The following is a 26696-nucleotide window of genomic DNA, read 5'->3' as shown; positions in this document are numbered from 1 at the left end:
TTTCCGTTTCAACTTTAGAATCCCCCATCCTAAATAAATTATGTGTTTTCACTTTATGAATAATGAGGTCAATTATTTTTTCAGCATCTGCTCTTGTGCCATTCTAATCATTTCTTTTACCATGCTACCGCCAATTGGTCCGCCGATTTTTCCAGCCTGTTCAGATGTAAGCTTGCCGTTATATCCCTTTTTTAATGGAATACTTAGTTCTTCTGCAATTTCATATTTAACATCATTCGGTTTGTCCATATTTACAGCATAGCCTTGTTCTTTCATCACTCGGGCTTTAAGTTTGTCTAATTCTTCTCGAGCAGATGGAACTAATATTTTATTTCTGTTTGCCATTTTATTCACTCCTTTGTCTGTTAGTATTTCCGAAAAATGAATGGTTACGCGTATTTTTATCAGGGAGTGAATAATCTTTCATTCTACAGATGATTATGATTAACTAGTTACATAGCGTGAAAAATAGATTGTTTAAGGAGTGCAAAAAATGACGAAAACGACATTTGCAATAATCGGCACAGGAGTTGTGGGAGAACGTATTATCAATCAAATTTTAGCTCATCCTAATTGCGAAATTGTATCGGTATTTGATGAAAATAAAATAAGGCTAGAGGAAATCTCCACTAAGTATCAGCTTTCGGTTGCAGAATCGTTAGAAGACCTTTTACAAACACGTCCAGATTGGGTTTATGTGGGTACTCCACCTGTCAGTCACGCGCCACTAACAGAACAAATAGCAGCACACGGATTAAATATTCTTTCTGAAAAGCCACTCGCTCATGATGTGTTGGATGGTATACGGATGGTAAAAGTAGCAGCAGAGACAAAAGTTCAAACAGCAATGCATTTTCCGTTAATGTATAGTCCGGTTGTACATAGTCTCAAGAATGCATTGGCTGCGGAAGAACTCGGTGATATAGTTCGTATTGAATTACATACATACTTACCAAACTGGCCTAGAAAATGGCAACAAAATCCTTGGATTGGTACAAGGGAACAAGGTGGTTTTATAAGAGAGATATTTCCACATTATGTTCAACTTATGTATCATCTTTTCGGAAGCTTTACAATTTCTTCTCATACGACGACTTATCCGGCAGAGGTAGAGCTGTGTGAGACGGGTGTATCAGCATTAGCTAAAACAGAAAATGGAATACCAATTGTTCTAAATGGTTTGTCAGGAATCGGGCAGGAGGAACGTCTCGAGTTTAAAATTTTCGGAACAAAGAAAGTAATGACTATCCGAAATTGGTCAGAACTTTGGGTTAGTGAAAAAGATCAAGAAGCTTTTCGGATCAACACGAGCTCCAACCTAATAGTCTGTTAGATGCATGTCACCAAACAGTAAACGGTCAAGAATCATTCATCGTTTCGTTTGAAGAAGGATTAAAGGTGCAGGAATGGATTGACCAGTTATTGTATTAAATACTTTCCTTGTGTACCGGACAATTTAGATGAAGTAATGTCTAAATTGTCCATCATACAGGGAACAACAACCATGACAGCCTCAGTATTTTAAGCTATAATAAGTAACGTCGCAATCGCCCTTCAAATAATAGAAAGGGGATTTTTTTATGATTAATTTACATAAGGTAACGAAAAATTTTGCACATTTTCGGGCTGTTAACTCCGTGACTCTGAAGATTAATAAAGGAGAAATTTATGGAATTATCGGAGCAAGTGGAGCGGGAAAGTCCACCATACTGCGACTAATGAATTTGCTGGAAACTCCCGATGAAGGGGAAGTGGAAGTAAATGGTCAAGTCTTAACTAATTTGACAAACAAACATCTACGGGAAGCACGAAAATCGATTGGAATGATCTTTCAACATTTTAATCTAGTTGCAAATAAAACCGTTTTTGAAAATGTAGCCGTGTCTTTAGAACTGGCAAGGTTTCCGAAAAAAGATCTTCGAAATCGCGTAATGGAATGTCTTCAATTTGTTGGGCTAGAAAATTTTATTTCCAAATATCCAGCGCAATTAAGTGGTGGCCAAAAGCAGCGTGTCGCAATTGCAAGGGCACTAGCGAATAACCCGCAGGTTTTGTTATGTGATGAACCAACCTCTTCACTTGATCCTCATACAACCTCGGAAATATTAGATGTATTAGAAAAAGTGAACAAACGTTTTGGTGTGACCATTGTGCTCGTGAGTCATGAGATGGACGTGATTAAGAGTATATGTAATCGCGTAACGGTAATGGCGGATGGAGAAATATATGAAACAATCTCAATTGAACCAACAAGGATGCTAGGTACAGACAATAATCCAAAGTACTTTGTGGAACAACTGACAAAGGATGGAGGGGTGGAGCATGCCTGAAATATTAGTTCAATATGAAGCCGAAATTTGGTCGTCTATTGGAGAAACTTTTGTAATGGTTGGTGTTTCTATTTTAGCTGCGATTATATTGGGACTCCCAGTTGGAACATTACTTTTCCTTAGTAGGAAGGGACAAATACTGGAGAATAAAGTGATTTTCTCATCCTTGAATTTATTGGTAAATATAATACGGTCTTTTCCTTTCCTATTGTTAGTTGTGTTTTTAATCCCATTCACAAGATTTATCATTGGGACTGCGATTGGTACAGCGGCAGCTACCATTCCATTAGCGATAATAGCTATTGCGCATTATTCTCGATTGGTCGAACAATCTTTACTGGACGTGCCAAAAGGGGTACTGGAAGCAGCGATTTCAATGGGTGCGTCTGTAAAAGAAATAATTTATAAATTCCTTTATGTAGAGGCTCGGTCTGGTCTCGTTCTAGGTTTGACAACTTCTATCATTAGTTTTATTTCCTATTCGACTATAATGGGCGTGGTAGGAGGCGGCGGAATAGGAGACTTTGCAATACGGTATGGCTATCAACAATTTAAAACAGACTTAATGATGTATATGATCATTATTATGGTCATTCTCGTGCAGCTCATTCAGTTTATCGGAACTACTGTATCAAGAAAAATAGATAAAAGATAAATGGAGGAAAATACGATGAAAAAAATATTTTTTCTAATAGCTGTTATACTACTTATATTGGCTGGTTGCGGACAAGAAAAAAAAGAAACAAATAAGGAAAATACGCAAAATAAGGAAAACGAAGAAGTAACGTTAAAAGTAGCTTCGTTAATACCTCCAATGACGGATGTGCTTGAGCTTGTGAAACCAATACTTGCAGAACAGTCAATTAATTTAGAAATTGTTGTATTAAGCGATAATGTGCAGCCTAACAGCGCACTAGCAGCAAAAGAAGTGGATGCAAACTTCTTCCAGCACGTTCCGTTTATGGAGCAATTTAATAGAAATAATGGTTCAGAATTAGTACCAGTTGTACCAATATATTTCGCGAATTACGGTGTATATTCAAAACAATATAATTCGATGGACGAATTACCAGAAGGAGCAGCTGTTGCTATAGCGAATGACGTTTCTAATATAGACCGTTCGTTAGCTTTGTTAGCGCAAAATGATGTTATTAAATTAAAAGAAAAGACAGGCCCATATTATACAATAGCTGATATTATAGAAAATCCAAAAAATTATCAATTTAAAGAAGTTGATTTGTTAATGTTAGCGAGAATGTATGATGATGCAGATGCAGTATTTATGTACCCTGCTTATGCTGCACCACTTGGATTGACACCTAAAAGTGATGCGCTCCTTACTGAAGGAACTGAAAATGATTTTGCGATTACGCTAATCGCACGTAAAGACAATGTAGATTCGGAACCGATTCAAAAATTAGCGGAAGCTATGACGAGTCCTGAGGTTCGCGAGTTTTTTGAAAAAAATTATGAAGAAACAGCAATACCAGCATTTTAAAAAGTATCATACACTTACAGCGAAGAGTACGACATTTAGTATGTCGTGCTCTTTTATATTATCAGGCGTTGGATTAGATTTTTCTTCCATTGGGCATTCTGATTTTATTAGTGGAAAACTTTAGAGTTCCTACCAAATCATATTTCCCGTATTAAAAAGTGCTTATTCTATTCTCTCATGAATATAGTAAGGTAGTGATTTCCACTGATGATTCTTTTTAAAATGAAAGAGGTGAACAAATGAGCTTTAAGATTGGCATCCTGATTTGTTTAATCATAATGGTTTTTATGGCGTGTATTACTTATTATTTAGGAAAAAAATTAGCCCATAGCTTAATGAAATATATTCCGGTTTTTTCTTTTATTTCTGGTGCTATTTTTTATTATATTAAACTCCATTTTATTTCTTATAAACCGAATTCATACGATGGTATCTACGATATGATTGTATTTATTATCCTTATTGTTGTAGGTAGTATTGCTCTTTTTGAAACCATCATCATAGATGCGGTTGAAAATAGCAGATTTTTTGGAAGTAGCTATAAGGCAGTACGAAAAGCGATAAAATTAGAAAATGTAAAGAAAATATTTAAGCTCAGAATGCCTAGTGGTATTCTCAGGAAGATTAGAAGTTAGTATATATTTGGTGAGACAAGTAACGATGGATGCTAGAGGCTTTTGCACTCGGTAACGGATGTAAAGATCAAATAATATACGCAAAAAGTAACAGCTGCTAAAGGATTTGGAGAATCCGAAAGCAGCTGTTTTTTACTAAATTTTCATAAATATAACCCCGCTAAGAATATCCCCAACGCCTCTTCATAAATTTCATCAAACTGGGTAAGTGGTAGTGGATTTGTTCCTGATCCAAGTTCCACCGTAAAACCCGGTCTTCGCCAGTCTTGTATAAACCAGTCTTTATAACCGGCATAGCTTTCGATTGTTTGAACGGGTTCGTATCCGCTAACTCTACTAAATTCTGTGACCATCGCTTCGGTCTCCGGTGGTTCGAGGTTTTCGAATCCCCAATAAATAACTCTTCCTTGTGTATGAAAAGCTAATACTCTTGCAAAATCCTTATTTCTTGTTAAATCTGCCATCGCAATCGCTTCTGGTTCGGATAAAGGACTTTCACCACCATAATCTCTTGGACCGGGTGTTTTAGGATTTCGTTCACGTTCACGTTCCCACTCAGCTGGAAATTGATCATTCAGATCTACTCCGCGAATATTTGCTTTCCATCCTGAAAAGTCTAAGCTGTCATTATTCCATTCAATCACATTGCTTCTAGAAGGCTCTTCAGTAGGAGGACCGTTTAATACCAAGTCCACACCATCCGGATTAACCATCGGAACAATGGAAAGAGTTGTTTGAATATACAGCGGAGAAGTAGCGAGTCCGCGGATTGGACGTTGATTCGTTAAGGACAGTAAATAATCATTTAAAAAGGTTAATAGGATTGGAGTTGTAATCCATTCGTTGGCATGAAAGGAGGCATTGTAATGCACTCGTTTTTCTCCATTTCCAATTTCTATTTCCGGGATATCCTTACCTAAAACAGTATTGCCTATAGAAGAAACTCGCAAAAATGGATAGATAGCCTGTAACCTTCTAATATCGAATATCATCGTATCGTAATCATAATCTTGTTTCCCGCTAACAATTCGCCAGTCAACTCTTAGTGGAAGCTGAATCGTCTGCCCAATTTGCAAAAAGTTCGGATTCAGATTGGGGTTTAAAAGTAAAATGGCATCCAAAGGAAGTCCACGACTACCAGCCAATCTCCACAGGGTGTCACCTGGTGTTATTTGATAAGTGACCGTAACAAATCCAGGAATTTGAATGAGTTGACCAACTGACAATTTTTGTGCATTAACATTACGATTTGAATGAATAATTAATTGCAACGGAATTATAAATAATTGGCTATAGTAATAGAGGGAATCACCACGTCTTACATGAACTTCCATGTACTTCCTCCTCGTCATTGAAGACTCCAAATATAAAAGTATATGTGTGCTTCAAGCTTGTTATTAATAGATTGAACTCGACCTCAACAAAAGACAGTAGACAAGCTCACTACTAGTTTGTCTACTGTACAAGAGGCAGGGGCGGGTTATGTCAAATATGCATCTCGAATTTCGCTATTTTCAATGAGTTCGGAACCCTTTCCGCTTAGTACAATTTCGCCATTTCGTATAACATAACCACGATGCGCGATATTTAATGCTTGATACGCATTTTGTTCCACTAATAGAATGGTAATCCCGTCTTCATTTAACTTTTTGATGATGTCAAAAATTTGTTCCACTATGATCGGAGCAAGTCCCATTGATGGTTCATCCAGCATTAATAATTCGGGCTCCATCATTAAAGCCCGTCCAATAGCTAGCATTTGTTGTTCTCCGCCGCTCATTGTTCCGCCTTTTTGCTCGAGTCTTTTCTTAAGGATTGGAAAATGACCAAACACGATTTCCATTCTTTCTTCTATTAACTGCTTATTATTTACAGAGAAAGCACCCATTAATAGATTTTCTTTTACCGTCAAGGTAGAAAAAATTTTTCTTCCTTCCGGTACATGTGCCATACCGAGTAAGGTTGTTTCGTGAACCGGTTTATTCATTGTTTCTTTTCCTTTAAAAAGGATGGAACCTGTCTTTACCTTTGCCAGTCCACTTATTGATTTCAATGTGGTAGATTTCCCAGCGCCATTACTTCCTATTAGGGTAACGATTTCACCTTCGTTTACATGAACATTAATTCCTTTTAATGCTTGAATTCCACCATAAAACGTTTCGATATTATTTACTTCTAGTATAGGCATCTCGTTTCACTCCTTTAGACCGTTTGAACAGCACCTGAGCCTAGGTATGCTTCAATTACTTTTGTATTGGTTCTTATTTCTTCTGGATTTCCTTCAGCAATTTTTTCTCCATGATCTAAAACAAAGATATGCTCTGAAATTTCCATTACTAATTTCATGTCATGCTCAATCAATAGGACAGAGACATTGAATTCTTTGCCCATATTCTTAATGATTTCCGTTAATTCTCTTGTTTCTGCAGGATTCATCCCCGCTGCTGGCTCATCTAATAATAGTAACTTCGGCTTTGTAGCAAGGGCACGAGCAATCTCTAGTTTTCTTTGGGCACCGTAACTGAGATTACAAGCTTTTTCGTTTAAAAAGGGGGCAAGCTCGAAATGTTCTAGTAAACGATATGCTTCCTTTTCTGCTAATAATTCCTCTTTTTTAGTAGTAGGTAAATTTAAAAAGATACCTAATAGACCCGTTTTCAATCCAATATGCATTCCCACTAGTACATTTTCGATCACGGACATTTCACCAAATAATCTTATATTTTGAAAAGTCCTTGAGATACCTCTTTTGGCTACTTCATCAGGTTTTAGCCCTAGCAATGATTTTCCTTCTAATTTTATGTCACCTGAAGTAGGTTGATAAACGCCTGTTATCATATTGAAAAAAGTTGTTTTACCTGCTCCATTTGGTCCGATTACTGCAGTAATAGAGCCAGCCTCAATATTCATCGTTACATCTTGATTGGCAGTTAACCCACCAAATTTTTTAGTTAAGTTTGTGACTTCTAGTATCGACATTTATATCCTCCTACGATTGCATCTTTTTCTGATCAGTAGCGTTCATGTCTGAATGGGCCTGCGTTTCTTTTAATCTCTTTTCATCAAAGATTTTATTTTTTGCAGGAATTAACCCTTTTGGTCTATACAAAGCAAATGCTACAAGTAAAGCGCCGAATATGAATTTTTGCATTTTTGCGGGGGATAAGGCTTCTGGGATTGAAATGATTCCGCTAAAGGATAGCTGATTCACCCAAGTCGCTAATTCTGTTAATACTTGCAAATTTAAAATGGTGATAACTGCAGCACCCAGAATAACTCCAGGGACACTGCCCATTCCACCTAGTACAACCATTACAAGAATCGTGAATGACTCTAAAAGAGTAAAACTTGTAGGATCGATAAACGCTTGCTTTGCTGCAAACACAACGCCCATCATTCCAGAAAACGAAGCACCAAGAGCGAAAGCCAACAATTTCGTTTTGACAAGAGGGATACCCATCGCTTGCGCTGCTATTTCATTTTCCCGAACAGCTTTCCATGAGCGCCCAAGTTTAGAGCGTTCCAATCGTAAGACGGTAAAAATGGTAAAAATTAAGATAACAAGCGTGACAAAATAAAATTGATTCGGAAAGATAAGGGGAATACCAAATATTTCAGGAGGTGTAACAGAAGCTATACCCATTGCACCACCTGTAATATTGACCGGCTTGTCCGCATTGTTAAATAAAATTCGGATAATTTCTCCAAAACCTAATGTAACAATAGCTAAGTAATCACCTTTCACTCTAAGGACCGGGATCCCAATAAGAACTCCAGCGATCGCAGCGACAACTCCACCAATAATTAAGAAAATCCAGAAACTTTCTCCACCAAGCGGGTAAGTTCCAAACGGCATAAAGTTTGCGGCTTGGGGTGTTGCAAAAATACTGTAGGAATAGGCGCCGACCGCAAAAAAAGCAACGAAACCTAAGTCTAGTAATCCAGCCATACCCACAACAATATTAAGACCTAATGCCATAGATACATAGATTCCTACCATCGTAGCTACATCCATATACGATTGGAAAGCAGGTCCTCCACTCGATGCTAACGGAATGAGTATAAATAATAATCCGAGAGCGATGATCCATTTTGTAACGTTCTTCAGTTTCATATAATGTAGGACCAACAAAGAAGATAATAATAGTAAAAAGGCGGTGACAGATTTTTGGGAGAAAAATAATGCAGCGGATGACACCGCTACGAAAACGGTAAATAAGATAACTTGCGACCATTTATATTGTAAAAACTTCGCTAAAGATTCTTTCAAGATATCCACCTACACTTTCTCAGCAGTAGGTTTACCCAATAAACCTTCTGGCTTGAAAATAAGAACTAATATTAATATAGAAAACGCAAAAACATCTTTATATTCTGCACCAAATACGCCACCAGTTAATAATGATAAATTTGCAGATGCAAACATTTCTAATAGCCCCAACAAAATCCCACCAAGCATAGCTCCACGAATATTACCAATCCCACCTAAAACTGCAGCGATAAATGCCTTCATGCCTAAGATGAATCCGATAAACGGATCGATTGTGCCGTATTGAACAGCAAATAATACGCCTGTTGCACCACCTAAAGCAGACCCTATAAAGAATGTAATAGAGATTGTTTTATTGACATTAATGGACATAAGGGATGCCGTTTCACGATCTAATGCTACTGCGCGCATCGCCGTTCCCCATTTTGTTCTGTTAATAAAGTAATCTAGCGAAATCATTAAAATAACAGCAGTAACTAATACAATGAGAAAGGAAGTTTTAAAGCTAGCATCATTGAAAATGCTGGATATAGAAGAGAAATTGATCGTCAATTGATTTGTAAATAAAGATGGCCCTGTAACAATATAGTTTCCAGAAGATAGTTCAGCGATAAAACGAATGACGTCTTGCAAGATAAAAGAAATACCTATTGCTGTAATAAGCGGTATGAGCCTCGGAGCATTTCGAAGAGGGCGATATGCCACTCTTTCAATACCCATCCCAAGAAGTCCGGTTAAACAAGCAGTGACAACTAAAACTACTATAAGCACGACAATTTGAGGAACTGAAGAAACCCAGCCCATTCCCATTAACAAGATAAAAAATGCGGTGCCGATAAATGCACCCGTCATAAATATTTCTCCATGTGCAAAATTGATGAGCTGTAATATTCCGTAAACCATTGTATAACCGAGGGCTACAACAGCATACACAGCACCTAATGCAAGTCCATCAATTAGTACCTGGGGTAAACTTTGTAACATTTCTAGAAGCATATTAACCCTCCCAAATTTTAATAGTAAAGAAAGAGTGTTGAGAAAAAAAGTCCCAACACTCTATCAAAATCTCTATCCTATTTTCCAACTTCGCCTTCTAGAACACCTGGATAACTCGCTTCACTAAATTTGTATAAATAAATCTTAGCGTTCGTGTTATCACCTATTTCATCAAATGTAACGTTTGTTAATGCACCTTCATATTCCTTCACGGATCGAACAGCTTCCGCTACTTTTTCTTTAGAAGGAATCTTACCGTTATTATCATTAATGGCATTCTCGATAGCGTGAAGGATTACGCCCATTGTATCGTAACCATAAACAGAGAAAGCCTCTGCATCTTTATTGAATTTGGCTTTATAATCCGCTACGAACTTCCGACCAGATTCTGTTGCTGTACTATCGCCGGCAACTGATGTGATATACGTATTTTTCACCGCATCACCTGCAATATCAACTAAACCTGAAGCGTCCATTCCATCTCCACCCATGATTGGTACATCAATTCCTTTATCACGAGCTTGTTTGATAATGATTCCTGCTTCCGAGTAAATTCCACCGAAATAAATCAAATCAGGTTTTTTCGTTAATACTTGATTGATCACACCATTAAAGTCTTTTTCTCCAACCGTTATCCCTTCATATCCAACAATTTCGGCACCTGCTTCTTCAGCAGCTGCTTTGAATGCATCTGCAATACCCGAACCATATGCTGTTTTGTCTTGAATAATAAAGATTTTCTTCGCCCCTAAAGTTTCAATGGCATATTTTGCTCCAGCTGGTCCTTGAGCATCGTCTCTTCCAACGATTCGATTCACTGTTTTTAACTTACGGTCAGTTACCGTAACAGCTGTAGTTCCTGGAGACACCATAGCCACATTGTATTTTTCATATACTTCAGAAGAAGGGATGGCAACACCAGAATTATAGTGACCAACAACTGCATAAATCGACTTATCAGCCCCGATTATGTTGGCATTGGATACACCTTTTTTCGGATCTGATTGATCATCATAAGATTCAAGCTGTAATGTATAACCTAATTCTTTAAATTTCTCTGCTTGTTCTTCTAATTTCATTTGTGCACCTAGTCGAATGGATTCACCAATGATTGCTGATCCACCAGATAAAGGTGTTTGTGTAGCAATTTTGATAACATTTGATCCACTTGCTGATTCATTTCCTTTAGATTTAGATGAACAAGCTGCCAACATTCCAATACTCAGCACACTACTTAAAAGCAAGACAACCGATTTTTTTAGACGCATATTTACCCTCCCTATTTTTTAGCACTAGTTTAGCTACTAGATTTAGTATATTAATTTATAAATTTAAAATTACTAAAAAAACAGAAAAAATATTAGGTATTCTAACATACTATTTATCTTTAGTTTCTTTGGCATATCTATTGCTAGATGGATTTCTGGAGAATAAAAACCTAATATATAGAGCAAATTAGAATTTAGGAGGTGATGATCAATGAGTAAAAATAATAATAGGACCATGAATGTTCGAACGCATAATAGTTACGAACTGTATAAAAATCCTACGAATAATCCTGACGAGGAATTTGGGGAAGAATTTGTGGAGATATCTAAAAACAAGGTGACCAAAGAATTGAATAAAAATAAACCTAAAAAAAGAGATTAGGTCGGTAAATGAAAGGTGAGTGTATAAATGCTCACCTTTTTCCAAAAACATATAGATACATACTAGTTGAATAAATGCTACTCCTATCTAAATAATCACTATTGTCATGATGTAGTAGGATAAGAGTTATAAAATCGTTGCTTAGGGTTCATTTTTATGAATATTATTATTTCTCTCTTTACCTTCATTTATATAAATGGAATATTATAACTATGGATAGTTTACTAGAGGTTTATCGCTTCTAGAAATGGTCATGTTATACCAGAATGGACATCTAAAAAGTTTATTGAATTAGAGGTAGGAGCAACATTACTTAGAGTAGTTGATGGGAAGGATGAGGTTATATGAATATTTAACGGAAGAGAATTTATTTTATTTATGCATCTTATTGGACAAAATAATAATTTTAGAACGAATGTTATCTATATATAGTATAAGTTCAAACCTTGAGCGATTAGAACGTTCAAGGTTTGAACTTGTAGCCTTGAAACTTTGATAAAGCTTCTTCTATTGCTTCAACATACATAGATGAGAAAGAAGCAATAGATTTTATATCATACTGCACAAAATTTGGTCACGGTGCAGTTGAAGATTATAAGCCCTTTATGAAAATTATCATTCGAAAAGTAAGCTGAGCATAAAAGCTTTTTACATGAAGACATAATGTACCTTGATTGGCTAAAGCCTCTCAAGGTTTTTTAGTTATATGAGCATTTTAAAGGGGGTAGAATAGAACTTTAGGTTTACAATAATGCTTTTAATCTCCATCAATAAGCCTGTTTTTAATAACAATAAAGGAAAAAAATTATTTATGGTGAATCTATGCTTTGTAATAATTGAATATTCAAATAAAGAGGAGGAAGATTTGTGAGGAAAAAATGGCCAGTGATGGTAATGGCGTGGATGTTGGTAATGAGCATGTTTAGTTTTCAACATGTTGCTCAAGCGGAGGAAGTAGTAGAGATAACATTAAGCGATTCTATTACTAGGATCGTAGAAGAAAAATTAGCTGGAGCAGATGTTAGTATTACAGTTAGAGACCGGCATTCAGGAGAAATGATTTATGACTATAACGGTCAAACAGCTATAAAACCAGCATCTAATATGAAGTTGTTCACTACCGCAACTGCTATAGAGGTACTTGGCAAGGATTATCGTTTTAATACAAGTCTCTATATTAATGGGAAGCTGTCAAATGGAGTTTTAAAAGGGGATGTCTATTTAAAGGGACAAGGTGATCCAACTTTATCTATCGAGGATCTGCAACAATTCGCACAAGAGTTGAAAGCAAAGGGAATTCAAAAAATTGATGGACGAATTGTTGGGGATGACAAATGGTTTGATAACGATTTATTAACGCCTGGCATTTGGGCTGGAGACGAATCTTATTATTACGCGGCTCCTATCTCAGCGTTAACTACTTCTCCAAACACAGACTACGATTCTGGTACAATCATCGTAGAAGCTTTTGGGTCAGCAGTTGGAGAATCACCGTCCATTAAAGTAACACCTCAAATTGGTGATTTACAAATAGTAAATGAAGCACAAACAGTGAAAGCTGGAGAAACCAATACACTAACGATTGAAAGATCATATAAAACAAACAAAATTGTCGTCAGTGGGAATCTCCCTATCGATAAAACGAAAAAAGAATGGGTAACTGTTCAACATCCAACGACACATACAATGACAATGTTCCAAGCAGTTTTAACAGAAGCAGGAATCGAATATACAAAAGATAAAGTATTTCAAGCTGCTACACCAAAGTTTGCTCAACTTATAGCAACAAAGCAATCAATGCCACTAGAGGAACTGTTAATCCCATATATGAAACTAAGCAATAATGGAATTGCTGATATTTTAGTCAAAACCATGGGAAGAATCATCAATCATCGTGGTAGCACAAAGGATGGATTGAAGGTTTTAGAGGAATATGGTAACTCCATTAACTTAAATATGGCAGAATGGCGTTTTGAAGATGGCTCTGGAATGTCTCATGAAAATAGCGTTTCGAGCGTATTGTTGAGTGATTTGTTATTTAAAGTACAAGGCGAGGATTGGTTTAATACTTATTTTACTAGCTTACCAGTAGCAGCACATGCAGACCGAATGGTAGGAGGTACTTTAAGAACTCGATTAAAAGATCCATTAACTGCAGGAAAAGTATATGCAAAAACTGGTTCATTAACTGGTGTAAGTACACTAAGCGGTTATTTAGAAGCAAGCAGCGGGCAATCATACATTTTTAGTGTGTTAGTACAAAATAAAACAGGAGCAACCACAGCGATTGATGAAATCGTGAAAGTTATGGCGGAAGAATTGTAGGGATTTAGATTTATGCTTTTCTTTTTCATCATCCAATGAAAGAGCAACAAGCAAGAAACAAGAAATTATCATCGACTACTCATTACTAGAAAAAGCATGCTTGCCAATAGTAGTAACCCATCTGAGCAAAGATGGGTTACTTTTTGTGGCTTGTCGATCAGTATAGGAATACTGTGTGTTAGTTATCTGCGTCTCAATCCAAGTAAACTTTCCATTTTAAGAATTAGTTGCTTCCATGACTGATTGACTGCCTTTAACCATTTAATGGATAATAAAAGGAGATACTGCAAATTAGGGGGATAATGTATAGTAAATAGTAGCCAGTATTCAAGCTTTTTCTAAAAGAACATTTGCTAGATCGACATTGTCGTGTTCAGTGGTCGTTTGTCGAGTTTAACCATTTATTAGTCAGATTATAGTAGACACTTCTTCTAACTTGCTACCGCACAGTATCTCTTGGTTATATAGTTTGTAACTAATTTGTAACTCCAAACGTTTACAATTGTTTAACCAAAATGGGAAGGGGTTGTTTTATTGTTACGACACAAACGAATTTGGTTAATTGTTTTATGCCTAGTGTTGATAGGTTCTATGGTTGGTTTGCCTTCTATTACAAATGCCTCGGGAAGTTTCATCTCTGGATCCTATGGGGGGAAGAACTACAAGCTATATGTGCCGAGTCAATATGACTCTAGTAAAAGCTATCCTCTATACGTTATGCTACATGGTTGTACACAAGATGCTACTCAGTTTTCAACAGGGACAAAAATGAATGCGCTTTCAGAAGAAAAAGGTTTTCTAGTGCTATATCCGGAACAAAACGCTAGCTCTAATGCAAATAAATGCTGGAATTGGTTTGAAACAGGTCATCAATCTCGTGGAAGTGGAGAACCAAGCGTAATTGCTGGTATGGTTCAATCTATCAAAATAAATTATTCAATACAGGATGATCAGGTGTACGTGGCAGGTCTTTCAGCTGGTGCGGCAATGAGCGTTATTATGGGCGCGACTTATCCAGATGTTTTTTCAGGTATAGGAGTTGGCGAAGGCTTAGAATATAAAGCGGCAACTAGTATGACGGAAGCTTTTACTGCAATGTCTAGTGGTGGTGCAAATCCGATTCAAAGAGGTAGAGATGCTTATAATGCAATGACTAGTAGAGCTAAACCATTGAAAGTAATCGTTTTTCACGGAACTTCTGACTACACAGTGAACAAAGTAAATGGGGATCAAGTCATTTCCCAATGGGCTGTCACCAATAGCCTGGCAGCAACTGGAACAGAAGGATGGATAGATGATCAAGCGGATAGCACGCAGAATTTACAAGTACCATCAGGAAAAAACTATACGATCTATGATTATAAGGCACAAGATAATCAGGTTTGGATGAAAAAAGTAAATATCTTAAATATGGGACATGCATGGTCTGGAGGAAGTTCACAAGGAAGCTATACAGATCCACAAGGGCCAGATGCAAGTCGTATGATGTGGGAATTTTTTCAATCTGAAGTAGAACCTCCTGGAGATATACCAGTAACCACTGCAACTCCGGTTGGTGGAAGTTACAAAGATTCTGTAAGTGTGGAGCTTAAATCGAATAAAACAGGAACTACCTATTATACAACCGATGGATCTGAACCAACCATTCACTCAACAAACTATTCCCAACCGCTTACACTAACGGAAAATACAACGCTAAAATTCTTTAGTATAGATAACGATGGCAACGTCGAATCGGTCAAAACAGAAACCTATATTATCAAAACAGACGGTGATCCTACGGGTGAAACAATAATACCGTCCATTGGAAATGAAGATGGGTTTGTAGGAAAATATACTGCAGATGGAAAGAGTAATGCGACAATTAAAGTTGGGGATAAAGGAATGTATAATACAGATACGTATAGAGGCATCTTATCCTTCGATACTAGTTCAATAACAGAACCTATAGAATCTGCAAAAATTCGTCTATACCCTAAAGCAAGACAAGGAACGATTTCATTGCTCCACCTAGACATTAAAACAGGGGTATTTGGAAGTAATTCTACTATCGAACAAACAGATTACGCCAATCTAGCTACCCAATCTACTATTAATAGTTTCTCGCCTGTGGAAGGTGAGTATATGGATATTGATATACAAGTAAACAGTTTGTCTAGGATTAACTTGAACGGGCTTACACAATTCCGTTTAAAGGCGGATACTACGGCAGGATTCAGCGCTAATTTTATCGAATTCTATGGCGGTGAATCTGTAGATTATGTCCCAGTATTAATTATTAATAGTAGTAATTAAAATGTTTAGTAAAAACACGGAGGCAAAAATTTAGCCTTCGTGTTTTTTGCATACTTGAATTATCGATTCTGCTGTTCATTTGGTTGTTTGTCGTTTCGTTTCGCTTGATTTAAATTATGTTCTTCAGCAAATTCTTCACGTGTATCTTTTCTTGAATTAGGTTCTTTCTTTTTAAAGTTTGGTTTGTTTTTCTTTGTCATGGTATCGTCACCTCCTAAAACTTAATGTGCTCAGGAGAGATGGACTTATTCAAGATGATTAGTTCTTTGTGATTTTTAAATGAATTTGGAAATGTAAATTTAAGTTATGTATTGGTCGAAAACAGAAGAGTTTCTTTAAATCCAATGAATGGGTTAACGAAGTAAAAAATGGAGAACCATTAGCAGTGTTTAAGCCAGAAGAAATCTTGGGCCCGAATGCTAAAATTAAAGAATTTGAAGTGTAAATCTTCCATGTCATGCTATAATCTTTAGAATACTTATATAGCTCTGAAATAAAAGTGATCTTCACACTATTCCAGTTAAGGAAACTATGTGTGAACTTAGTATTTATTAGTGAATTATATTTCAATGGAATCGATTAATTAAACGCTTATTTTAACAACGCAGCCGAATTCATATCTTCGGCTGCTTATATTTGCTTAGCTCCGCCTTACTTTTTGTATAAAGCAACGCGGTAAGGAAATAGTTGCGCTTCCATGATACCTTCTTTTACTGCTGGATTATTATTCATCAGTTCAACTGCTTCTTCCTCCGTATCTACTTCTAAAATAACGATTCCCATTGGATCTGTGTTTAAAGTCCTACCCGCTAAAAGGAGTTTTCCTTCTTCTTGCAATTTTTGTAATACCTCAAAATGATGTTGGACAATCGAATTTTCTTTATATGTCCAACTTGTTTGGTCTAACAGAGCAGGAATGAGTTTTAGTTGATATAAAAACTGTAGTTTTTCCATTATGGTCCTCCTAATAAGTACAGGGTAGAGTCGTATATTAACCCAATTGTATCAGAACATTAAGAGATTGTTCATATGGTAATCTATCAAATATTTAAAGACATAGGAAGTTGTTACGAGCAGGTGAGGAGAGGAAGAACATAAAAGAAAAGTGAACTTACATTGTCTAAGTAATGACGTAAGCTCACTTTTGTATCATTTATTCTCTATTCAATAAGCTGTGCTTTCTACCGTAAGTAAAATAAATGATCAATCCAAAGATGAACCAAATACCGCAGGCAATCCATGTAAAAGCAGAAAGCTGAGTAATTAAAAATAAGCAAAGTAGAAATGATAATATCGGTATAATTGGAAAGAAAGGTACTTTAAAACCACCGGATGGTATGTTCTTATTTTTTCTTAAGTAAATAACTCCGATAGAAACTACAGTAAATGCAATTAATGTACCCATATTCACTAGCTCTGCTAGCTTAGACAAAGGAATGACTCCTGCACAAAAGGCTACCAGTGTTGCAAATACCCATGTGTTCTTAATTGGTGTTTGATACTTTTTGTTAAGCTCGTACATACTTTTTGGTAGCAACCCATCACGGCCAAGCGCGTAAAGAAGTCTTGTTCCACCATATAACATAACAAGTATAACTGTCATCATCCCAACAACCGCACCAAGTGAAATAACACCAGCCACCCAATCTTGGTTAACAATCTGCATAACAAAGCTAACAGGGTCACTTACATTAAGATTTGTATAGGAAACAATGCCAGTCAAAACAAGTGATACAGCTACATAAAGAATTGTACAAAGAAATAACGAACCAATAATTCCTATTGGCATGTTACGTTGTGGATTCTTTACTTCTTCTGCTGCAGAAGAAACTGCATCAAACCCTAGATAAGCAAAGAAAACAAGTGCTGCTCCGCTCAAAACGCCTTCCATTCCAAACGGCATAAATGGTTGCCAATTGGCAGGCTCCACATAAAAAATACCAACTCCGATAAATAAAAGAATAACACTGACCTTGATAAATACCATAATTGTATTAAACTTCGTAGACTCTTTTATTCCAAGAGATAATAAAAATGCAATGATAAATATAATAGCTATGGCTGGAACATTTACATATGTTCCCTCTGTCGGATTAAAAGAACCGGAGATCACTTTTGGTATGGTAATATTAAATCCCTCTAGCAAAGAACTGAAATAAGAAGACCATCCAGTTGCAACTGCTGCAACAGCTAAACCGTATTCTAACAGTAAAGCCCATCCTACTAACCAAGCAACTAATTCTCCAAACACGATGTATCCATACGTATATGCACTACCGGTTACAGGGACAGAGGAAGAAAATTCTGAATAACAGAGACCTGCAAGCGCACAAACAATAGCAGCAATAATAAATGAAAAAACAATAGCAGGTCCAGAATGTTCCGCTGCTACTGTCCCAGGGAGAATGAATATACCTGTTCCAACAATGGCACCTACCCCAAGAAGCACTAAATCAAATGCTCCTAATGATTGCTTGAGTTGAACATCACCATTTTTTATTAATAATTCTTTGACATCTTTTTTCCTAAATAATCCACTTTTCATACTTTACACCCATTCTTTTTAGAAACATATAAAGATTCTATACATTTATCTAATGTAGGTCAAACAATTTTGTTGATTTATAATATTTTTGTCATAAAAAGTGATGTTTCGGGTCCATATTACTGTATTTATCTACTTTAATTAGTAAATTTTTGATTTGAAAAAATAAATTTTTACAAATTAGAGGACTTTATCTCAAGGGTGGTTGGATCACTCCCATAAGAAAGAGGGTGATGCCGGTTGTATTCGAAGCATTGATATTCGCAGTAGCATTTGCAACATTAGTCATAGTGATTCTGCCATTTAACCTCCAAAAATACCCCATCCTTGAGTTAGCGCTCAGATAGGTTAATCCTATCACCCAGCCAATCCACTTGAGGGGAACCGCTATTATTAACCGTTTGATGCAGGAACATCAGGCGGTCTTTTTATTGCATTTAAATATTACCATTAATATACAAGTGAAATATTGGCGTTTCAAGTGTTTACAATTTTTTCAATTCAGCCCCTATGTAGGTAATAAAACAGAAATGGTTCTTTATCGTCTTCAATAGATATGTATTTTTAAATCTTAGAATAGTGTAGAATTATTTCTATTACAGGGACGATTTTTTCTGCTAGAAATACCGATGATACAACTTTGGAATGAAACTGCAAAAGTTATCTCAGATAAATAATAAGTTATTATTGAAAGGAATTATATTAATTTATGAATAGATTAGAAAATGACAAGGAAGCTACAAAATCCACATCCAAAGTTTGGCTTGTCCTGCTATTAGGTTCACTCACTGCATTCGGGCCATTATCGATGGATATGTATCTGCCGGCACTACCGATTGTTGCTATTGACTTAGAAACGACAACATCTCTTGCGCAATTAAGTATTACCGCTTGCTTGTTAGGACTTGCAGTTGGTCAGCTCATATTTGGCCCCTTAAGTGATATTCGGGGAAGACGTAGACCGCTTGTGTATACACTTATTGTTTACGTAATTGCCTCTGTACTATGTGCCCTTAGTACGCATATTTGGGTCTTTATTGTTTTGCGTTTTGTGCAAGGGGTGACAGGCGCGGCAGGAATCGTTATTGCCCGTGCCTCAGCTCGAGATTTGTATTCGGGTAAAGATTTAACGAAATTTATCGCATTACTTGCACTTGTAAATGGTGCTGCACCAATTCTAGCACCAATCGCGGGTGGGTTGGTATTAAACTTTACCTCATGGAATGCTGTGTTTATTATTTTAGGAATTATTGGTCTGGTCATGTTTTTAGGTGTACTCCTTTTTCTACCGGAGACATTACCTAGAGAAAAAAGGTCGGAAGGTAGTATGTTGGCGGTTGTTAAGACATTTCGAATTTTATTGAAGGATCGTCTCTTTATGGGGATTGCATGTACACAAGCACTTATTATGGCGAGTATGTTTGCGTATATCGCGGGATCTCCGTTTGTCTTGCAAAACATCTACAATGTAACTCCGCAACAATTTTCTATGTTGTTTGCATTGAACGGAATTGGAATTATAATCGCAGCGCAAGTAACAGGAAGACTATCAAGTACCATTGGGGAAGTGAGATTACTTTTCAGTGGCGTCCTTTTATCATTTATAGGCAGTCTTTTGCTTTTGATAGTGATTATTTATAAATTGCCTTTGTTCTTCATGTCTCTTGCATTATTCTTAGTCGTATCCAGTGTGGGTATGGTTTCTACTTCCGCATTTTCACTAGGGATGCAAAGACAAGGTAAATCGGCAGGAAGTGCTTCGGCGTTCCTTGGTTTACTTCCTTTCATCGGTGGAGCGACTGTTTCTCCGCTCGTTGGAATAGCAGGTGATCAAACAGCTTGGCCGATGGGAATGATCATTGTTTTTTGTAGTGGTATTGCTTTGGTGATTTTTATGTTATTAGTGAGAAAAGAGAATTAAATGTGAAAAGAGAATCCTACTAAATAGCCGACAATTTAACTTTTTAGTAGGATTTTGTGTCGATTAATGAATAATATAATAGTATTATTTTTTAGATGTGTTAACCTATTAACTGATGAAGAATATTTCGAAATAAACGTTTTCTTAGAAATGGAGATTATGATAATGGTTACCACAGAGTTTCGTATGGAAAAAGATTTTTTAGGGGAAAAAGAAATTCCGAAAGATGCCTATTATGGTGTTCAAACTATGAGAGCAGTAGAAAACTTTCCGATTACGGGATATCGAATTCACCCAGAACTTATAAAATCTTTAGGTATTGTGAAAAAAGCTGCAGCATTAGCAAATATGGAAGTTGGTATGTTGGAGAAGGAAATTGGACAATCGATTATTCAAGCGTGTGATGAAGTCATTGCTGGAAAATGGAATGGCCAATTTATAGTCGATCCTATTCAAGGTGGCGCAGGAACATCTATTAATATGAATGCAAACGAAGTCATAGCTAATCGTGCTCTTGAGTTAATGGGAGAAGAAAAAGGGAATTATACACTCATTAGCCCAAATAGTCATATTAATATGTCTCAATCTACAAATGATGCCTTTCCAACGGCTACACATATTGCAGTGTTGTGCTTAATGGATCAATTACTCGAAGCTACTAAGACAATGCAAAAAGCATTTGTTACCAAAGCAAAAGAATTTGAAGGTATTATTAAAATGGGGCGTACTCATCTTCAAGATGCCGTGCCAATCTTACTGAGTCAAGAATTTGAATCATATAGTCGTGTTATTTCACGTGACATTGATCGTATTTCACTTTCCAGACAACACTTATATGACATCAATATGGGTGCAACTGCCGTTGGTACAGGATTAAATGCGGATCCCTTATATATCGAATTAGTCGTACGAAATCTTAGTGAAATTAGTGGCTTACCATTAAAATGTGCCGAACATTTAGTGGACGCTACTCAAAATACAGATTGTTATACCGAAGTATCTGCAAATTTAAAAGTTTGTATGATTAATATGTCAAAAATCGCAAATGACTTACGCTTAATGGCTTCTGGACCACGTGATGGTTTATTTGAAATCCAATTACCTGCTCGTCAACCAGGGTCATCGATCATGCCTGGAAAAGTAAATCCTGTAATGGCTGAAGTCGTGAACCAAGTAGCTTTCCAAGTTATGGGGAATGATTTAACTATTTCGGCAGCTTCTGAAGCTGGCCAATTTGAACTAAATGTCATGGAACCGGTTTTATTTTATAATTTAATTCAATCCATTTCGATCATGAATAATGTATTTACAACATTTACTGAAAAATGTTTAGTAGGCATTACTGCGAATAAAGAACGATTAAGAGAATACGTTGAAAAAAGTGTAGGAATTATCACTGCAGTAAATCCTCATATCGGATACGAACTTGCAGCTCAAATTGCAAAAGAAGCTATCGCTACTGGAGCTTCTGTACGTGAACTGTGTTTACAATCCGGAGTTTTAACAGCAGAACAATTAGATATAATATTAGATCCATTTGAAATGACACATCCTGGTATCGCCGGTGGTAGAGCACTTGTAAAGAGTTGAATATAAAAATCCTATTCAATAATTTTTCTTGAATAGGATTTTTTTCATATTAAGCAACTCGGTATGGAAATAGTGTGCTTCCATTATTCCTTCTTTTACAGCAAGGTCATTATTCACCAGTTCAACTGCTTCTTCTTCGGTATCTACTTCTAAAATAACGACATTGTAAAGATGATGGCTAGCCTCTGGATCTAAAGTTTACTTCTATTATATATATCCTGTTTAATAATTAAGTAATTCTTTATCTCGAAATTTAAATAAAATAGATTTGCTCTGATTTCAAACTCTTCCCTTGTCTTCGGTAATTCTGTTTCACGAATTGATTCTTCGTATTCCTCTAATAGCTCTAATGCGATGGTGGTATCTCCTGAATCCACATGTTCACTGATGTACTGAAAGATATTCGCAAGCATTCCTTTTTGTTTGACATCTAATTCTGATGAAGAAACTATGCTTAGGGTGTCTACCATCTGTTTTAGGATTTCCAGTTGATCCTCTCGCATTTCGAGATAGTAATAATCTTTGTTTTCTTTTCTTAACAGATGATTTTCTACATCTTGAATAGTAATATTTTTAGCTTGATTAAGAATATTTTCTACTTCGACTAACTCTTTTCTGTCCCACTTTTGATCATTATCTTTTAAAAGAATAGAGAATTGGTACAGAATAACGCTGAATTTATTTTCGATTTCCGTTTTATATTTTTCAATTTCTTTCTTAAAGCTTGGCATAATACTATTTACGAGTATGGCGATACCTATTCCAATGAAAATAATATAGAGTTCATTCAATAAGTTTTCTAAGTTGGCTTCCCTTACTGTATAAATATGTAAAATGATAACTATGCTTGTAACTAAACCTTCTTGAATACGTACCTTCATAAGGATTGGGACAAACAATAGGATAAATAGAGTTAAGACAACTGGGTGATATCCCAATACTTCAAAAAATATGGAACCAAGAATTAACGATAACAGAGATGCGAAAAACTTTTTCTGGATAGAATGTAATGTCTTTCTCTTTGTCTTCTCAATACACATTATTACAATTATGGCGGCAAATGATCCAAACTCCAAGTCGAATAAACTCGTAAGCCAAATTGCTAACCCTGCTCCTATTGCCGTTTTAATTGTCCGATATCCCATTCCAATCATTTGCATCATCCTATTTTTTCTATATTTTATTATTACCAGTAGATATTAATTCTAACAGAAATTCATGGGAAGTTGGAAGTAATGGGTCAGGTAGTAAAAATGCTCCTCTTTTTGCCTTCGTCAGCTTCTCTATTATTAAAACGAATAAGACTCCGCGATTCTCTTAATAAGAGAATAAAAATATGATTGTGGAGGACATTTCGGAAAATATAGATTATAAATTCTGTCCAAATTTAATGTTATATTAATAAAAAAGTATTTTATATGATAGAGGAGCGGTTATGAAAAAGAAATGGATTCTACGCTGGTCTTTTTTTATTTTTGGATTAATGGTGTTAGCATTTGGGATTTCTTTAACAATTGAAGGGAAGCATTTAGGTATTGGACCATGGGATGTTTTTCATTATGGTTTATTCACTAAATTTGGCTTTACTATTGGAACTTGGTCGATAATAAGTGGATTTTTACTTTTGCTGATCAGTTCACTTTTCAATAAGGCATGGCCAAAAATAGGGGCTTTTTTGAATATGTTGTTATTAGGATTATTTATTGATCTTTTTAATTCAATTTTACCTAGCACTGATAGTTTAGCAGAAGCAACGATTGCCTTTATCATAGGTGTTGTTTTAATTGGGTACGGAATTGGATTATATGTTTCCGCTGATTTTGGAGCAGGTCCTAGAGATAGCTTTATGTTTTTAATCATTGAAAGAACGGGCTGGAGTATTCCGTTGGTTAGAAATGGAATAGAAGTACTCGTTTTTCTTCTTGGTTGGATGTTAGGGGGGCCAGTTGGAATTGGAACAGTGTTTATTGCGTTTGGATTAGGGCCAATTTTAGGATTTTCTATTCCTCAATGTAAGAAACTGATGGCATATTTTCTTGGTCAAAAGGATCGCCTGTTAACGCAAATGTAAACAACTAAAAATAAATAAAATCGATGTATAGGGATCCCATCATGGGGTCCCTTTTCATTTTCACATAAATCAAATATGTATGATAGGTGTTATACAAAGAGTGTTAGGCACCATTAAAGGTGCCTAATACTCTTTTGTTTAATCGGGGAGTAATTGGGTATTTACCATATATAAGTTAGCTACTTAGTTAGCAATAGTATTGTAGAAATAAATAAGAGTGAAAGGGATTGATAGCCAGCATGTGGGTAAATAAAAAGTTAATATTGGTTTTTAGTTTGATCGCGGTCTGCTTTTTATCTGCTTGTGCGGAGAAGGAAAAGCTTGCCGATGGATCCAAACTGATACATAATGATCAATTTGTTTTTGCTGCTTCTGGTGAGTTTAAGCCATTTAGTTATATGAATGATGATCTCACCATGTCAGGTTTTGATGTGGAAGTTGGCGAAGCCATTGCAAAAGAAATGGGTCTTAAGCCAGTTCAGAAGCGTATTAAATTCAAAGGAATTGTAGAAGGGGTAAAAACAGGTCGTGCGGATGCAGCTGTTGCGAGCCACACGATTAATCCGCAGCGGAGCAAACATGTTTCCTTCACGACTCCCTATTATTATTCTGGACCGCAAATTTTTACCAGACCGGACAGCCAAATTAAGACTGTCGAGGATTTAGCAGGAAAAGAAGTGGCTGTAGCAAAAGGTTCGACTTATGCCGATACTGCGGCTAAGTATACAGACGTTATAAAAACATATGACAGTGATATTACAGCTTTACAAGCGTTAAACACCGGACGTCATGATGCGGTAATCACAGATTTTGTTACCGGAAAAAATGCTGCAAAAGAAGGGTTTGAGATTAAAGGACAGCAGTTAATTGAGCGTAGTGAACAAGCGATCGTGCTGCCCCAGGATAACCCACAACTATTGAAGCGAATAAACGAAACGCTGGAGAAACTCCGAGAAAATGGAACACTAACTGAGATTAGCATCAAATATTTTGGTGAGGACATTACCAAAAAACCGGAATAATCTATCACTATGGAAAGAAAGGAAGTAGCTACATTGCCAAGTTTTTCTCATTTTATACAAACACTCATAGAAACAAAAAGTGTATTCCTAAAAGCCATGCTTCTAACAATAGAGCTGACTGTAGTTTCTATCTTAATCGGGATAGTTATTGGACTTTTCTTTGCTTTATTAAAGATTTCTAAAATAAAAGTATTAGAATTCATTTCAGATGCATATGTCTATTTAGTCCGTGGGACACCTCTGATTGTTCAAATATTTATCCTTTACTTCGGAATTAGTGGGATTTTCCTTCTCCCTGATTTCTGGGCCGCATCCTTAGCTTTGGCTTTACATAATGGAGCATATATTTCGGAAATCCTTCGAGGATCGATTCAGGCCGTCGATAAAGGACAGATGGAGGCAGGCCGCTCGTTGGGAATGACAAAAGTACTGACATTAAGAAGGATTATTCTTCCGCAGGCATTCCGTCGAGCGTTGCCGCCTCTAGGCAACCAATTTATCATCGGGTTAAAAGATTCTTCGTTAGCCGCATTTATCTCCATGAATGAGCTTTTCAATGTTGCGACAACACTAGGATCCAATAATTTTGACGAAATGACTTATTTACTCATTGTAGCAATCTACTATTTAGTACTAGTGGCGTTGTTGACATTCGTAGTGAACCGATTTGAATCGAAATTAGCAGTAAGTGACAGATAGGAGATGAAATCATTGGACACAAAAGAAATGATTAAAATAAATCAATTGAATAAATCATTTGGAGACTTGCATGTATTAAAAGGGATCGATATGACCGTTTACGAGAGCGATGTTGTCTGTTTAATAGGAGCGAGCGGCTCGGGGAAAAGTACGCTCCTTCGCTGTTTGAACTTTCTAGAAAAAAAGGATAACGGCGACATTATCATTAAAGGAAAAGAAGTCGACCCAAGTACCGATAACCTCAATAAAATTAGAGAAAAGGTAGGAATGGTGTTTCAGCATTTCAACTTATTCCCACACAAAACTGTTTTGGAAAATATTATTGAAGCTCCTATCATGGTAAAGGGTGTTGCGAAAGAGGAGGCTATCTCCAAAGCAAAACAATTACTGAGTAAAGTAGGTTTGGAGGATAAGTTAGATGTCTATCCTAATAAACTATCAGGCGGTCAAAAGCAACGGGTGGCGATTGCTAGGGCACTTGCGATGGAACCTGAAATTATGCTTTTTGATGAGCCAACTTCGGCACTCGATCCAGAGCTTGTGGGAGAGGTTTTAACCACCATGAAAGAATTGGCAGATGAAGGAATGACAATGGTTATTGTCACCCATGAAATGGATTTTGCAAAAGAAGTTGCGGATTGGATCGTGTATATGCACGATGGAAAAATTGTCGAACGAGGCAATCCCGAGCAGTTTTTCAGCAATCCGAAAGAGGAGCGAACTCAGGAGTTTTTAAAGACTACTATTTTGAAATAAATATACAAGGTCCTGTCTATAGGTTTAGGCAGGACCTCGTGTTTTGATTGTGCATGGGATGTGTCCCTATGTCAGATAAAGTGGTGACTATTC

Annotated in this window: 25 protein-coding genes; 14 read left to right on the top strand and 11 right to left on the bottom strand. The window is 36.4% G+C overall.

What is annotated here, in order from left to right; translation table 11 throughout:
- Positions 1-72: 72 nt before the first annotated feature.
- The gene (locus tag OR571_RS20180) at positions 73-345 is read right to left on the bottom strand and encodes an alpha/beta-type small acid-soluble spore protein (protein WP_282245508.1); all 273 of its coding nucleotides are present in this window, start codon (positions 343-345) and stop codon (positions 73-75) included.
- A 148-nt stretch (positions 346-493) separates the two neighbouring features.
- On the opposite strand from OR571_RS20180, the gene OR571_RS20175 reads away from it, so the two are divergent.
- The 5 genes from OR571_RS20175 (at position 494) to OR571_RS20155 (ending at position 4463) form a co-directional block, all read left to right on the top strand.
- Complete coding sequence (locus tag OR571_RS20175) at positions 494-1333, top strand: Gfo/Idh/MocA family protein (RefSeq protein WP_282245506.1); 840 nt, start codon at positions 494-496, stop codon at positions 1331-1333.
- 247 nt (positions 1334-1580) lie between these two features.
- Positions 1581-2330, top strand: coding sequence for a methionine ABC transporter ATP-binding protein (locus tag OR571_RS20170; protein ID WP_282245504.1), 750 nt, complete (start codon positions 1581-1583; stop codon positions 2328-2330).
- The gene (locus tag OR571_RS20165) at positions 2323-2985 is read left to right on the top strand and encodes a methionine ABC transporter permease (RefSeq protein ID WP_282245502.1); all 663 of its coding nucleotides are present in this window, start codon (positions 2323-2325) and stop codon (positions 2983-2985) included. The genes OR571_RS20170 and OR571_RS20165 overlap by 8 nt, the downstream gene beginning before the upstream one ends.
- Before the next feature lie 15 nt (positions 2986-3000).
- Positions 3001-3828, top strand: a complete 828-nt coding sequence (locus OR571_RS20160; protein WP_282245500.1) for a MetQ/NlpA family ABC transporter substrate-binding protein — start codon at positions 3001-3003, stop codon at positions 3826-3828.
- Between the two features lie 239 nt (positions 3829-4067).
- Positions 4068-4463, top strand: a complete 396-nt coding sequence (locus OR571_RS20155; protein ID WP_282245498.1) for a hypothetical protein — start codon at positions 4068-4070, stop codon at positions 4461-4463.
- A 143-nt stretch (positions 4464-4606) separates the two neighbouring features.
- On the opposite strand, the gene OR571_RS20150 is transcribed toward OR571_RS20155, so the two are convergent.
- From OR571_RS20150 to OR571_RS20125, 6 genes are all read right to left on the bottom strand, one after another.
- Positions 4607-5797, bottom strand: a complete 1191-nt coding sequence (locus tag OR571_RS20150) for a M14 family metallopeptidase (protein WP_282245496.1) — start codon at positions 5795-5797, stop codon at positions 4607-4609.
- Positions 5798-5943: 146 nt separating this feature from the next.
- Complete coding sequence (locus tag OR571_RS20145) at positions 5944-6651, bottom strand: ABC transporter ATP-binding protein (protein ID WP_282245494.1); 708 nt, start codon at positions 6649-6651, stop codon at positions 5944-5946.
- A gap of 14 nt (positions 6652-6665) precedes the next feature.
- Positions 6666-7442: an ABC transporter ATP-binding protein gene (locus tag OR571_RS20140; RefSeq protein WP_282245492.1), complete on the bottom strand. Its 777-nt coding sequence runs from the start codon at positions 7440-7442 to the stop codon at positions 6666-6668.
- Positions 7443-7452: 10 nt separating this feature from the next.
- Entirely contained in the window at positions 7453-8733 is a 1281-nt protein-coding gene (locus OR571_RS20135; RefSeq protein WP_282245490.1) for a branched-chain amino acid ABC transporter permease, read from the bottom strand.
- Positions 8734-8742: 9 nt separating this feature from the next.
- A complete protein-coding gene (locus tag OR571_RS20130) occupies positions 8743-9729 on the bottom strand; it encodes a branched-chain amino acid ABC transporter permease (RefSeq protein ID WP_282245489.1) in 987 nt (328 codons plus the stop codon).
- Positions 9730-9806: 77 nt separating this feature from the next.
- Positions 9807-10997: a branched-chain amino acid ABC transporter substrate-binding protein gene (locus OR571_RS20125; RefSeq protein ID WP_282245488.1), complete on the bottom strand. Its 1191-nt coding sequence runs from the start codon at positions 10995-10997 to the stop codon at positions 9807-9809.
- A gap of 211 nt (positions 10998-11208) precedes the next feature.
- On the opposite strand from OR571_RS20125, the gene OR571_RS20120 reads away from it, so the two are divergent.
- The 3 genes from OR571_RS20120 (at position 11209) to OR571_RS20110 (ending at position 15999) form a co-directional block, all read left to right on the top strand.
- Positions 11209-11379, top strand: coding sequence for a hypothetical protein (locus tag OR571_RS20120; protein WP_282245487.1), 171 nt, complete (start codon positions 11209-11211; stop codon positions 11377-11379).
- Between the two features lie 867 nt (positions 11380-12246).
- Positions 12247-13704: a D-alanyl-D-alanine carboxypeptidase/D-alanyl-D-alanine endopeptidase gene (gene dacB, locus OR571_RS20115; protein ID WP_282245486.1), complete on the top strand. Its 1458-nt coding sequence runs from the start codon at positions 12247-12249 to the stop codon at positions 13702-13704.
- 534 nt (positions 13705-14238) lie between these two features.
- Positions 14239-15999: an extracellular catalytic domain type 1 short-chain-length polyhydroxyalkanoate depolymerase gene (locus tag OR571_RS20110; protein WP_348775068.1), complete on the top strand. Its 1761-nt coding sequence runs from the start codon at positions 14239-14241 to the stop codon at positions 15997-15999.
- Between the two features lie 59 nt (positions 16000-16058).
- Here the strand turns inward: OR571_RS20110 and OR571_RS20105 are convergent, their stop codons facing one another.
- The 3 genes from OR571_RS20105 to bcaP form a co-directional block, all read right to left on the bottom strand.
- On the bottom strand, positions 16059-16199 hold the full coding sequence (locus OR571_RS20105; protein ID WP_282245485.1) for a hypothetical protein: 141 nt from the start codon (positions 16197-16199) through the stop codon (positions 16059-16061).
- A gap of 451 nt (positions 16200-16650) precedes the next feature.
- Positions 16651-16953, bottom strand: coding sequence for a YciI family protein (locus tag OR571_RS20100; protein WP_282245484.1), 303 nt, complete (start codon positions 16951-16953; stop codon positions 16651-16653).
- A 199-nt stretch (positions 16954-17152) separates the two neighbouring features.
- Complete coding sequence (bcaP, locus tag OR571_RS20095; protein ID WP_282245483.1) at positions 17153-18544, bottom strand: branched-chain amino acid transporter BcaP; 1392 nt, start codon at positions 18542-18544, stop codon at positions 17153-17155.
- A 709-nt stretch (positions 18545-19253) separates the two neighbouring features.
- Between bcaP and OR571_RS20090 the strand changes: the two genes are divergently transcribed.
- Together OR571_RS20090 and aspA are read left to right on the top strand one after the other, a co-directional pair.
- Positions 19254-20465, top strand: a complete 1212-nt coding sequence (locus OR571_RS20090; RefSeq protein ID WP_282245482.1) for a multidrug effflux MFS transporter — start codon at positions 19254-19256, stop codon at positions 20463-20465.
- 165 nt (positions 20466-20630) lie between these two features.
- Positions 20631-22055, top strand: a complete 1425-nt coding sequence (gene aspA / locus OR571_RS20085) for an aspartate ammonia-lyase (protein ID WP_481900417.1) — start codon at positions 20631-20633, stop codon at positions 22053-22055.
- A 191-nt stretch (positions 22056-22246) separates the two neighbouring features.
- On the opposite strand, the gene OR571_RS20080 is transcribed toward aspA, so the two are convergent.
- On the bottom strand, positions 22247-23218 hold the full coding sequence (locus OR571_RS20080) for an aromatic acid exporter family protein (RefSeq protein ID WP_282245481.1): 972 nt from the start codon (positions 23216-23218) through the stop codon (positions 22247-22249).
- A 272-nt stretch (positions 23219-23490) separates the two neighbouring features.
- On the opposite strand from OR571_RS20080, the gene OR571_RS20075 reads away from it, so the two are divergent.
- From OR571_RS20075 to OR571_RS20060, 4 genes are all read left to right on the top strand, one after another.
- On the top strand, positions 23491-24126 hold the full coding sequence (locus OR571_RS20075; protein WP_282245480.1) for a YczE/YyaS/YitT family protein: 636 nt from the start codon (positions 23491-23493) through the stop codon (positions 24124-24126).
- Positions 24127-24365: 239 nt separating this feature from the next.
- Positions 24366-25148, top strand: a complete 783-nt coding sequence (locus tag OR571_RS20070; protein ID WP_282246315.1) for a transporter substrate-binding domain-containing protein — start codon at positions 24366-24368, stop codon at positions 25146-25148.
- A 33-nt stretch (positions 25149-25181) separates the two neighbouring features.
- Positions 25182-25847 carry an amino acid ABC transporter permease gene (locus OR571_RS20065; RefSeq protein WP_282246313.1) on the top strand — a complete coding sequence of 222 codons (666 nt, stop codon included), beginning with the start codon at positions 25182-25184 and terminating at the stop codon, positions 25845-25847.
- A gap of 27 nt (positions 25848-25874) precedes the next feature.
- Positions 25875-26603, top strand: a complete 729-nt coding sequence (locus OR571_RS20060; RefSeq protein WP_481900426.1) for an amino acid ABC transporter ATP-binding protein — start codon at positions 25875-25877, stop codon at positions 26601-26603.
- Positions 26604-26696 lie beyond the last annotated feature (93 nt).

The organism is Psychrobacillus sp. NEAU-3TGS, assembly GCF_029955155.1.
Classification (GTDB): Bacteria; Bacillota; Bacilli; order Bacillales_A; family Planococcaceae; genus Psychrobacillus.
Note: the sequence above shows the minus strand (reverse complement) of the source record. Positions and strands in the feature narration are given on the sequence as shown.

Excerpts from the sequence above, each read along its gene's own strand:
- OR571_RS20180 (WP_282245508.1), bottom strand. The coding sequence starts at position 345 with ATGGCAAACAGAAATAAAATATTAGTTCCATCTGCTCGAGAAGAATTA.
- OR571_RS20175 (WP_282245506.1), top strand. The coding sequence starts at position 494 with ATGACGAAAACGACATTTGCAATAATCGGCACAGGAGTTGTGGGAGAA.
- OR571_RS20170 (WP_282245504.1), top strand. The coding sequence starts at position 1,581 with ATGATTAATTTACATAAGGTAACGAAAAATTTTGCACATTTTCGGGCT.
- OR571_RS20165 (WP_282245502.1), top strand. The coding sequence starts at position 2,323 with ATGCCTGAAATATTAGTTCAATATGAAGCCGAAATTTGGTCGTCTATT.
- OR571_RS20160 (WP_282245500.1), top strand. The coding sequence starts at position 3,001 with ATGAAAAAAATATTTTTTCTAATAGCTGTTATACTACTTATATTGGCT.
- OR571_RS20155 (WP_282245498.1), top strand. The coding sequence starts at position 4,068 with ATGAGCTTTAAGATTGGCATCCTGATTTGTTTAATCATAATGGTTTTT.
- OR571_RS20150 (WP_282245496.1), bottom strand. The coding sequence starts at position 5,797 with ATGGAAGTTCATGTAAGACGTGGTGATTCCCTCTATTACTATAGCCAA.
- OR571_RS20145 (WP_282245494.1), bottom strand. The coding sequence starts at position 6,651 with ATGCCTATACTAGAAGTAAATAATATCGAAACGTTTTATGGTGGAATT.
- OR571_RS20140 (WP_282245492.1), bottom strand. The coding sequence starts at position 7,442 with ATGTCGATACTAGAAGTCACAAACTTAACTAAAAAATTTGGTGGGTTA.
- OR571_RS20130 (WP_282245489.1), bottom strand. The coding sequence starts at position 9,729 with ATGCTTCTAGAAATGTTACAAAGTTTACCCCAGGTACTAATTGATGGA.
- OR571_RS20125 (WP_282245488.1), bottom strand. The coding sequence starts at position 10,997 with ATGCGTCTAAAAAAATCGGTTGTCTTGCTTTTAAGTAGTGTGCTGAGT.
- OR571_RS20120 (WP_282245487.1), top strand. The coding sequence starts at position 11,209 with ATGAGTAAAAATAATAATAGGACCATGAATGTTCGAACGCATAATAGT.
- OR571_RS20105 (WP_282245485.1), bottom strand. The coding sequence starts at position 16,199 with ATGACAAAGAAAAACAAACCAAACTTTAAAAAGAAAGAACCTAATTCA.
- OR571_RS20100 (WP_282245484.1), bottom strand. The coding sequence starts at position 16,953 with ATGGAAAAACTACAGTTTTTATATCAACTAAAACTCATTCCTGCTCTG.
- bcaP (WP_282245483.1), bottom strand. The coding sequence starts at position 18,544 with ATGAAAAGTGGATTATTTAGGAAAAAAGATGTCAAAGAATTATTAATA.
- OR571_RS20090 (WP_282245482.1), top strand. The coding sequence starts at position 19,254 with ATGAATAGATTAGAAAATGACAAGGAAGCTACAAAATCCACATCCAAA.
- aspA (WP_481900417.1), top strand. The coding sequence starts at position 20,631 with ATGGTTACCACAGAGTTTCGTATGGAAAAAGATTTTTTAGGGGAAAAA.
- OR571_RS20080 (WP_282245481.1), bottom strand. The coding sequence starts at position 23,218 with ATGATGCAAATGATTGGAATGGGATATCGGACAATTAAAACGGCAATA.
- OR571_RS20075 (WP_282245480.1), top strand. The coding sequence starts at position 23,491 with ATGAAAAAGAAATGGATTCTACGCTGGTCTTTTTTTATTTTTGGATTA.
- OR571_RS20070 (WP_282246315.1), top strand. The coding sequence starts at position 24,366 with ATGTGGGTAAATAAAAAGTTAATATTGGTTTTTAGTTTGATCGCGGTC.
- OR571_RS20060 (WP_481900426.1), top strand. The coding sequence starts at position 25,875 with ATGATTAAAATAAATCAATTGAATAAATCATTTGGAGACTTGCATGTA.